Annotated in this window: 10 protein-coding genes; 8 read left to right on the forward strand and 2 right to left on the reverse strand. The window is 33.7% G+C overall.

The genetic code is table 11. The features are described from left to right. Window positions 1-512: hypothetical protein (locus tag U9R23_06770; protein ID MEA3476122.1), on the reverse strand; the 512-nt coding region annotated here is incomplete at its 3' end. 212 nt (window positions 513-724) lie between these two features. Here U9R23_06770 and U9R23_06775 point away from each other — a divergent pair. The 8 genes from U9R23_06775 to U9R23_06810 all read left to right on the forward strand — a co-directional run bounded on the left by U9R23_06775 (window position 725) and on the right by U9R23_06810 (window position 9,420). After that, window positions 725-2,950, forward strand: coding sequence for a sodium-translocating pyrophosphatase (locus U9R23_06775; GenBank protein ID MEA3476123.1), 2,226 nt, complete (start codon window positions 725-727; stop codon window positions 2,948-2,950). Window positions 2,951-3,105: 155 nt separating this feature from the next. Then, entirely contained in the window at window positions 3,106-4,179 is a 1,074-nt protein-coding gene (locus tag U9R23_06780; GenBank protein ID MEA3476124.1) for a FlgD immunoglobulin-like domain containing protein, read from the forward strand. A 42-nt stretch (window positions 4,180-4,221) separates the two neighbouring features. Next, the gene (locus U9R23_06785) at window positions 4,222-5,295 is read left to right on the forward strand and encodes a T9SS type A sorting domain-containing protein (protein MEA3476125.1); all 1,074 of its coding nucleotides are present in this window, start codon (window positions 4,222-4,224) and stop codon (window positions 5,293-5,295) included. Further along, window positions 5,292-5,888 carry a hypothetical protein gene (locus tag U9R23_06790; GenBank protein MEA3476126.1) on the forward strand — a complete coding sequence of 199 codons (597 nt, stop codon included), beginning with the start codon at window positions 5,292-5,294 and terminating at the stop codon, window positions 5,886-5,888. Before U9R23_06785 ends, U9R23_06790 begins: the two co-directional genes overlap by 4 nt. Window positions 5,889-5,915: 27 nt before the next feature. Further along, entirely contained in the window at window positions 5,916-7,004 is a 1,089-nt protein-coding gene (locus U9R23_06795) for a hypothetical protein (protein ID MEA3476127.1), read from the forward strand. A gap of 238 nt (window positions 7,005-7,242) precedes the next feature. Beyond that, window positions 7,243-7,494: a type II toxin-antitoxin system MqsA family antitoxin gene (locus U9R23_06800; GenBank protein MEA3476128.1), complete on the forward strand. Its 252-nt coding sequence runs from the start codon at window positions 7,243-7,245 to the stop codon at window positions 7,492-7,494. 148 nt (window positions 7,495-7,642) lie between these two features. Next, window positions 7,643-8,614: a class II fructose-bisphosphate aldolase gene (locus U9R23_06805; GenBank protein ID MEA3476129.1), complete on the forward strand. Its 972-nt coding sequence runs from the start codon at window positions 7,643-7,645 to the stop codon at window positions 8,612-8,614. Between the two features lie 212 nt (window positions 8,615-8,826). Continuing rightward, window positions 8,827-9,420: a porin family protein gene (locus tag U9R23_06810; GenBank protein MEA3476130.1), complete on the forward strand. Its 594-nt coding sequence runs from the start codon at window positions 8,827-8,829 to the stop codon at window positions 9,418-9,420. Between the two features lie 242 nt (window positions 9,421-9,662). Here U9R23_06810 and amrA read toward each other — a convergent pair. Continuing rightward, window positions 9,663-10,452, reverse strand: a 790-nt coding sequence (gene amrA, locus U9R23_06815) for an AmmeMemoRadiSam system protein A (GenBank protein ID MEA3476131.1), incomplete at its 5' end; no start/stop codon positions are given.

The raw sequence follows: 10,452 nt of genomic DNA on the forward strand, positions 1-10,452 counted from the left end.
GTAATGAGAAACCTATTATCACCATCAGAGGTAGATACATTGGAAATCTGGCTTAAATTCAGGTCAAAATTGCTTTCCCCTTCTGCATTTTTTTCTGTGTATGGGTTGTTATCTAAAAGGACACAATGACAGGTCGGAAGTGCATCGGTGCAGTCTGCACTAATTATGTATGTATTTTCACGCCAGATTTTGTAATTTGGTTCTACAAAATTATCCTCTAAAAGTGCAGTATCTAAAATTTCCAATGCAATAAGGTCGCAATTCTTTACCCCAACAATGATTCGTTTTTTTGCATTGGCTGATGGTGGAAGCACCATCTCGGACGGTAAATAAAATAATGTTTTAATGGGGTCAATAGTTCTATATTTACTTATAATAAAATTTGTATCTCCTGAAAATTTCCTATATGATAAATTATCTTTATCAAATTCTGTTTCATAAGGCATAAAAATATCAAAATCATTCATTAGATTTTCAAAGAACTTATTTAAATCAGACTTTGAAACAATCATCTTCTTTCCTTTCTCTGTCCAGAAATAAAATATAATCTAAACTATAATCCAGTATAGAAATTCAGATTCTTTGTTAGAACGGAAAACGGTTGCAGAATTTTGTGTGTCAAGTTTTTCTTTTTTGGCTAAATTCAAAATTCTTAAATTGTTTGTAACTTGACAACAAAAAATGGAATGAAAATTTTCACTTAAAATAAATACGGAGGATGTGAATGAATTTAACGGACATACTATTTATCATAGCTCCAATTGGTTCAGCTCTTGCACTGGTATTTGCCTATATTTTCTTTATTAATATGAAACAAAAGGACCCCGGCAATAAGACTATGCAGGAGATTGCGCATTATGTAAAAGAGGGCGCAAAAGCATATATTAAAAGGCAATACAAGGTAGTGGCATTGTTTTTTTTATTTGCTTTTATCTTTTTCTTCATATTAGCATTTGTCTTACATGTCCAGAGCAAATGGACACCTTTCGCCTTTTTAACAGGTGGCTTTTTTAGTGGATTAGCTGGTTATCTCGGTATGATGACTGCGACAACAGCAAGCAATAGAACTACTGAAGGTGCAAGACATTCACTTAACCAGGCATTACAGATTGCATTCCGTAGTGGCGCTGTTATGGGTTTGGTTGTTGTTGGCCTTGGTCTGCTTGATATATCTATCTGGTTTACTGTTTTAAAATATATAGTAAAAGTCCCAAGTCTAAATGAAATAACAACTGTAATGCTAACATTTGGAATGGGTGCATCATCACAAGCATTATTTGCTCGTGTTGGTGGCGGAATATTCACAAAAGCTGCTGATGTTGGTGCAGACCTTGTCGGCAAAGTAGAAGCGGGTATTCCAGAAGATGACCCTAGAAATCCAGCTACAATTGCTGATAATGTCGGTGATAATGTCGGTGATGTCGCTGGAATGGGTGCTGATCTATATGAATCATATTGTGGTTCTATTCTTGCCACTGCAGCTCTTGGTGCATCTGCTTTTGCACATACAGGTTTACAAATTAATTCAGTAATTTTACCAATGCTTATTGCAGGTATAGGAATTATACTCTCAATTATTGGTATCTTCCTTGTTAGGACTAAAGAGAATGCCAGCCAAAAAGGTTTATTAAAGGCTTTGGGCTTGGGCGTTAACACATCATCTTTTCTAATCTTAATTATATCTGCAGTTGTAGTAAATATATTATTAAAAGGAAATAATCTTGTTAATCCCTGGGGAGTTTGGGGCTCAATTGTTGCTGGTCTTATTGCAGGTGTTCTGATAGGAAAATCCTCAGAATATTACACTTCTGCGGATTTCAAACCAACAAAGGGAATTGCTAAACAGTCATTAACTGGACCTGCAACAGTGATAATAGATGGATTAGCTGTTGGTATGCAGTCCGTAGGTTTTCCTGTGATTGTGGTTGCTTTGGGGATATTGCTTGCTTTTGGCTTTTCCGGCGGATTTAATAACATTTCCACAGGATTATATGGAATAGGTATTGCCGCAGTTGGGATGCTTTCCACACTGGGAATTACTTTAGCAACAGATGCGTATGGTCCTATCGCTGATAATGCTGGTGGCAATGCAGAAATGAGCAAACTAGGTCCTAAAGTTAGAAAGCGAACTGATGCTCTTGACTCTCTTGGCAATACTACTGCTGCGACAGGAAAAGGTTTTGCTATTGGTTCCGCAGCACTCACTGCTATGGCATTATTAGCTGCTTATATTGAAGAGGTAAAAATAGGAATAATCCGAATAATTGACCATATAGGGCATTTTACAATCGGCACAATAAATGTTACAAAAGAGATGATAGAACATGCAGACATAAATTGGTTTATGGACACATATAATGTTACACTTATGAATCCAAAAGTCATTATTGGAATTTTCTTTGGTGCAATGTTAACTTTTGTATTCTGCTCAATGACAAGTAAAGCAGTCGGGCGTGCAGCAGGTAAGATGGTTGATGAGGTTCGTAGGCAATTCCGTACAATAAAAGGTATAATGGATGGAACAGGGAAACCTGATTATGCATCCTGTGTTTTAATTTCAACGAAGGCGGCTCAGCATGAAATGATTCCTCCTTCTCTGATGGCTATTATTGTTCCTATTTTAGTCGGATTATTTCTCGGAGTAGCTGGAGTTATGGGACTTTTAGCAGGAGGCTTAACCACAGGATTTTCTCTTGCAATTATGCTAAATAATGCTGGCGGGGCCTGGGATAATGCAAAGAAATATATTGAAACTGGAAATTATGGGGGAAAAGGCTCTGATGCTCACAAAGCAAGTATTGTTGGCGATACTGTTGGAGACCCTTGCAAAGACACCTCTGGACCATCACTCAATATTCTTATAAAATTGATGAGTATGGTAAGTATCGTTGTGGCAGGACTTACGGTTGCGTATTCACCTTATATTCAAAAATTCCTGGGGATTTTTTAAAAAAATTACTTGACAAATTTCGGCATAGATATTCTTTTTGTTTATGCCTTTTTTATTTAACTATTAGGAATAATTATGAGACACAAAATATATACAAGAAACGATATCACTATTTCTATGTTAAATTTAAGGTAAAATATAAATTGGGGGACAAAATGAAACATATAGCTTTTACTTTAATATTTACTTTGATTTTATTTTCACAACTCGTTGGGAATCCCGTTATACCTATTTTAATAAGTGAAATATATTTTGAAGAAGATGAATGGACAATTGAATTATCAGATTACTATGGTTTTTTTGAAACTTTAGATAATTTATACTTTGCGACATCATCTGATACTGCCCAGTTCAAAAGTGGAATTTTTCTATATGAGAATATCCCAATCATAGTGAATCAAGATAGCATGCTAACATTTTTGAGCATTAATAAAAATGGAGATTTTCTTCAGGTTGGAGAAGAATACGATGGTGAATGGTTCGATGTATGCTTGCCGGTTTATTTTGGCGATTATCCTGATTCTTGGGTAAATGCTCCCTATGAAGGTCAGTCGCTTGCAAGAGTAATTTTTGAAATCTATAATCCTCCTTGGTCTGATATCTATTTCTATTTGGTTAAAGATAATATTCCATCTTTGGGTTATAATCCATATCAAGCAAATACCGTAGGAGCCTTCTCTGGTTATGTATTTGATCAACAACAAAATCCGATTTCAAATGCACAAATCCATTATTTTTATTGTTGTGATGATATTTATACAAACCAAAATGGATATTTTGAAAATAATTATATGTATGGAATAAATTATAATGTAACAATTTATGTAGATGATATTGCTATGATGGACACCTTAATTACCATTGAACCAGATTCCACAACCTATTGTGAATTCTATATTGATATCTATTCAGTTGATAAAGAACAATTACAAAGGAGCAAAATCATCTTAAGTAACTACCCGAATCCATTCATTAAATCAACAACAATTTCTTTTTCAGCCACCAGTCTTCTCCGCCAGCTGGCGGATACGCCCGGGCAGGCTAAGATAAATATTTATAATATCAAAGGGCAATTAGTAAAACAATTGTCAATAGACAATCGTCAATCGTCAATTGAATGGGATGGAAAAAACGAAAGTGATGTTTTGCAACCTCCCGGATTCTATTTCTATTCATTAGAAATTGATGGCAAAAAAGTTAAAACTAATAAAATGATTATGGTTAGATAAAACCAACCTTTAACTTTTATCATTTAATGACGGGGTGATAAAATGAAACATAAAACCTTTGCTTTATTATTTATTCTACTTTTATTTTCAGAACTTAATGGAAATGTTGTTTTTCCAGGTGCCTATATTGAAGAAATCTACTTTGATGGTGATTATTGGACTATTGAACTATTAAATATCTTTGTACAAGAAGAAACACTTGATAATTGTAAGATAGCTTCTTCTTCTGACACATCTCTATTTAATCCCGGAATTTACTTTCCCTTATTTGGGTATACTCTCATCACTCAAGATAGTTTGCAATCTCAGCTTAACATTAATAAAAACGGAGATATGATTGCTACTTATTATCCGTATAATGACCTTGTGGACAGACGATATTTTGGAGATTATATAAATTCAATCATTAATTCACCATTTAGTGGACAATCACTTGCCAGAATAACAATATCTGATACTGCTACTGGAATGTCTGGAAAAGTTTTAACAAAGGACAATAGTCCTACTTTGGGGATACCAAACGATACAACTGGAACCCAGGGAACCTTTTGTGGATATGTTTTCGATAATCAAAATAATCCAATTATAGGTACTGAAATCCAGTTCTATAGACAATACAATGTTCAAAATCTTTTCCCTATTATTAATACTAACAGCTATGGCTATTTTTCGCAACGAATGTTTTCTTTAAATTATGATGTTTTTATACTGGTAGATGGCTCTGTTCTAATGGATACCACCATAACCATTGAACCAGATTCCACAACCTATTGTGAATTCTATATTGATCTAACATCAGTAGATGAAGAAATAAAAAAATATAATCAAATCATATTAAATAATTATCCGAATCCATTCATTGAATCAACAACAATTTCTTTTTCAGCCACCAGTCTTCTCCGCCAGCTGGCGGATACGCCCGGGCAGGCTAAGATAAATATTTATAATATCAAAGGGCAATTAGTAAAACAATTGTCAATAGACAATCGTCAATCGTCAATTGAATGGGATGGGAAAAGCGAGGAAGGTATTTTACAACCACCTGGATTCTATTTCTATTCATTAGAAATTGATGGCAAAAAAGTCAAAACTAATAAAATGATTATGGTTAGATGAAGATTGCTTCTGTTTTCCTTATACTTCTATTTTTCACCATTAATATTTACTGCTATTCTTTAGAATTTATCAGGGAAGACCTCTCCTTTACAATTCAAGATTCATTTTTTTGTGTAGATGGTATTTATTATATCTGCAATGTAACTGACAAAGCTGTAAACAATATTCTATATTACCCATTCCCAACTGATAGTTTGTACGGAGTTGTTGATTCGGTTTTGATATATAATCTAACTGATACTATACCTATAAAATTAATAAAAAGAAAAGAAAATGGGTTCTCTTTCAAGATAAGCCTTGAACCTTTCCGAGTTGCTAAATACAAGATTTTTTACAGACAAAAGCTTTACGGAAATAAAGCAGAATACATATTAACAACCACAAAATATTGGGGGAAACCATTACAAACAGCTAATTTCCAACTTGAAATTCCAAAAAATATTAAAATTGATTCGCTCTCTTATAAACCCGATTCATGTTATGTTAACCAAAATAAAAAATATTATTTCTGGCAGAAGAATAATTTTATGCCTAACAAAAATTTTATCATATTATTTGACAAAAAAATTATTAACTCAGTAAATACCAAATAAGTAATTAATAACTTGGAGGAAAGAAAAATGGCAGAAAAAGAAGCAAAAGTCTTCAAATTCAAAGACATCTTTAAAGCTTGGAATCACAGTTGGAGATTCCATCGTTTGTTCATATCTGCATTAGCTTTAATCATCTCTGCACTTATAGGATACTTTCTTATTAGACCACCATTTTGCAAACCTATTGTAATTCCCGAGGCTTCAGGTGCTATTATTTCATTCTTGTCATTCAGAAATATACTTGCTGTTGTTCTAATCTCGTTCATATTTTTCATAGCCAAAATGTGCATTGCATATTCAATCCGTAGAGAAGCAGTAGACGATGAGATATTTGTCGGATGGAATGATGTTGGAAAATTCTTAGGCAAACATATCAAAACATTTGTGTTTTTCATTATTGGCTGGATAGTTATTTTCGTACTAATTGCTCTTGGTCAGCTGTTCTTCTATGCTATTGGTGCCATCCCCTATGTGGGCTCCTTATGGCTTTCAATTATGTATTTAATTCCACTCGCAATATCAATATTCTTAATGCTAACCTTCGTGGTTTTGTTATTTGCAGATACCTATGGTGCAGTTATAATTGGTGTGGAACAGAAATCAGCAATGGACAGCATCATTGACTTATTTCATTTAATCAAAGACCATGGCGTTTATATCGTAGTATGTGAATTTCTCTCTACGATTGTGGGTGCGATTGCTTTTGCATTTGTTCTTGCAATTATGCAAGGTGCGGTTGCTTTTACCAATTTTGGAGCCAAACTAATTATGGGTGGAGAATTCATAAAAATTACTTTGCCAAGATTTTTTGAATTCCTGAATACACTATTCCCGGGACTTGGAATGTATTTTGGTGCAGGTGGATATTACACAATTCCTGGATTTATAATCAGTCTATGCTTGATATTCGTTGGGGGTATAGGCTTTTCATATTTCTTCACTTATATGAGTTCTGCGGAAACCTTTATTTACCTCTCCTCTCAGGATAAATTCTATCCTAAGAAAGAAGAGGAAGTAGCGGAAAAACCTGCTGAAGAAGAAAAAGAGAAAAGGGAAGAAGAGACCAAAGAAGAACCTGAAAAAGTAGAGACTAAGGAGAAAGAGAAAGAAGAATAATAAAATTAGGAAGTTAAAAGAGAAGCGGCCAATAGCAAGAAGGTACATATTCAACAACTTTTTTGGTTAGAGCAATATGAAGAAACCGGAAGAGGAGAAAGTTGCCTTGTAGCCGGATTTACAAATGCTGGGAAACCGATTCATGTGGTTTGTGGAACAAGAGGTGAATTATTAGTTTTCATTACCGTTTATATTCCACGTCTTCCAAAATTTAAGGCGCCTTATGAAAGGAGTAAAGATGGAAAGAGTTTGTAATTTTTGTGGAAATATAAATTTTAGAAGCACACATATTCAGTATATTTACAGACACAATGGACAGTTTTTAATTGTAGATAATGTCCCTTGTGAGGAATGTGAATATTGTGGAGAGCAATACTTTAAAGCTGAAGTACTAAAAAAAATTGAGAGGGATTTTGTAGATATTTATTCTAATAGAAAAAAATTGAAGAAGCAAATTGAGGTCCCGGTAGAGGAGTTTGCTACATTGTAATAGATTGAACTTCAGCTAACTGCATGTTTCTTGCAATTATTTGTTTTAAGTATGTGGGAAAAATCACAAAATTATTGAAGATAACGAAGAGTCAGAATAGAAGAAATAAATAAAAACTGAATTAACTTGAAAAAGAAAGGAAATAAAAATGGTTGGTTACAAAGACTTAGGATTCGTAAATACAAAAAAGATGTTTGCCAAAGCTATGGCTGAAGGTTATGCAATTCCTGCATACAATTTCAATAATATGGAACAGTTGCAGGCAATTATTACTGCTTGCGTTGAGACTGCATCTCCAGTGATATTACAAATTTCAAAAGGAGCCAGAGAATATGCTAATCAAACAATGCTTCAGTATATGGCACAGGGTGCAATTGAAATGATGAAGACATTGGGTAAGCCTGTTCCGATAGCACTTCATCTTGACCATGGGGATAGTTTTGAACTTTGCAAAAGTTGTATTGAATCTGGCTTTTCTTCTGTTATGATTGATGGCTCTGCTCTTCCTTATGAAGAAAATGTTGCTCTAACAAAAAAAGTTGTTGATTATGCTCATAAATATGAAATTTCTGTAGAAGGTGAACTTGGAGTGCTTGCTGGAATAGAAGAGGAAATTTCAGCAGAAAAGTCACATTATACTAACCCAGAGGATGTTGAAGATTTTGTGAACAAGACAGGTGTTGATTCACTTGCTATTTCCATTGGCACTTCTCATGGTGCATACAAATTCAAAGTTAAACCTGGAGAACAAATTCCTCCACTCCGCTTTGATATTTTAGAAGAAATTGAAAAAAGAATTCCAGGGTTTCCAATTGTGCTTCACGGTTCATCTTCAGTCATTCCTGAATATATTGACTTAATCAATCAATATGGTGGAAATATGAAAGGAGCTGCTGGTGTACCAGAAGAACAACTCAGAAAAGCTACCAAATCTGCTGTTTGTAAAATTAATATTGATTCAGACGGTCGTCTGGCAATGACCGCAAAAGTAAGAGAATTTCTCGCAAACAATCCCTCTGTATTTGACCCAAGAAAATATTTGGGTCCAGCTCGTGCAGAACTAATTGAGATGTATAAGCATAAAAATATACATGTGCTTGGTTCTGCTGGGAAGGCATAAACAAAAATTGAACAAGATATTTTTTGCAAAGCTTGACAGAAATAATTTAAATAAAAAGTTTATTGCATTATTTCTTGGATTCAAAGCTGAATATTAATCTGGTAAAAAAGTATGTTTATATGTCAATGTCTTGGATAGGTAAAGAACAACTATTATATTAATGTATTTGGTAGGTAAAAAACTGAAAATAAAAAAATTAAATAGGAGGAAAAATGAAACGAATTAGTATTATTATTGTTGTGATGATATTTTGTGCTTCTTTGTTAGTTGCCCAAGGAATAACAGGCAAAGGTATTAAAGCAGGTTTGAACATTGCAACTTTAACTGGAGATGATGTTTCAGATGATATGGAAAGTATATTCAGATTTGCAATTGGTGGTTTTTTAACCTATAGTATTAATGAAATGTTTGCCATTCAACCAGAAGTTTATTATTCTATGCAGGGAGCAAAATTGGAAGAAGGAGATGAAAAGACGACTTGCAAATATGATTATATTCAAGTTCCTGTTTTAGTAAAAGTTAATATTCCGATAGAAAGTTCACTTAGACCAAACATTTTCTTGGGACCTGCTTTAGGGATAAATTTAAGTGCAAAATATAAATATGAAAATGCAGTAGAAGTTGAGGATGACATTGAAGATGTAAAAACTATGGATTTGGGATTAGTTTTTGGTGCTGGGGTTAATATTGGTCCTGCGACTATTGATGCTCGTTATAATTTAGGTTTAACAACTACCGATGATTCTGAAGATGAATTTGATGTAAAGAATTCAGTTATTTCAATAATGTTAGGTTATTCTTTCTAATTACTTTCTATGATATAAGATGGGTTAGATTTAACCAATAAGTTTGGAATTGGTTATAACTTTGTTTTCTGAATATTAAAATTGTTAACAAATTTTAATATCTAAGCGTCACATTTCAATTTGTGGCGCTTTTTTCATTGATATTTCTTCTTTGTTCTGTAACTACTTAAAAATATATCAAAAATTTCTACAAATAAATTACGAAAAAAACTAAATAGGGTCTACTAATTCACTAAGAATTCTTAATCTTCTGAAAACTTCCCCACCTGAAAAATATATATTTCTATATCTTTATCAAGATATGCATCCTTTGGCAAAAACGCCTTGTGGCTGCAAAGATTTTCTAAAAAGGTTTTCTTATCCCAGCCGGTTTCCTCTGCAACCTGTGGGAGAAATACTCCTGTCCGCATACCTTTTTTTACATAAACACCATCTCTACCCATCTTTATTTCATCAATACTCTTAACCCTCTTCATTGGAGTAAGCACAGAAATTTCAATAGAAATGTCTTTTAGTTCATTTCTCTTAACTGGATTAAAACGATAATCCTGAAATGCAGCAGACACAGCCATTTCTGCAACAGCTTGGTAAAGAGGCATCTGAGCCATCAACTGACCAATACATCCTCGCAAATTATGATTTCTAGTTAAAGTAACAAAAACTGCCCTATCCTCGTTCAAAATCTTGGATTCTGGTTTTTCGGGTTTTATTATTTCTTTATTATCCAGATAATATTCAATACTGCGTCTTGCTAAATTTAGGAGATATTCTTTATCAGATGGAGATAATTTTGCTTTCTGCGTCTTTTGGGTTTTAGAAAAAACAATTGAGGAATATCCAACCACCCTTGTAGAGATTGTGTCTCCCATTGCATCACCAGAATTTGCATATTTCAGTAAGACTGCTTGAGCACATTCAAAGTGCTGCAAAACCTTTGTGAATACATAAAAACCAAAGTAGCCACACAATTCAGATTTTCTGGAGAAAATGTCCTGCTGCAAAGTATCCCACTTTCTTTTCAATATAAGGTCA

The organism is Candidatus Cloacimonadota bacterium (genome assembly GCA_034722995.1).
Taxonomy (GTDB): domain Bacteria; phylum Cloacimonadota; class Cloacimonadia; order JGIOTU-2; family JGIOTU-2; genus JAGMCF01.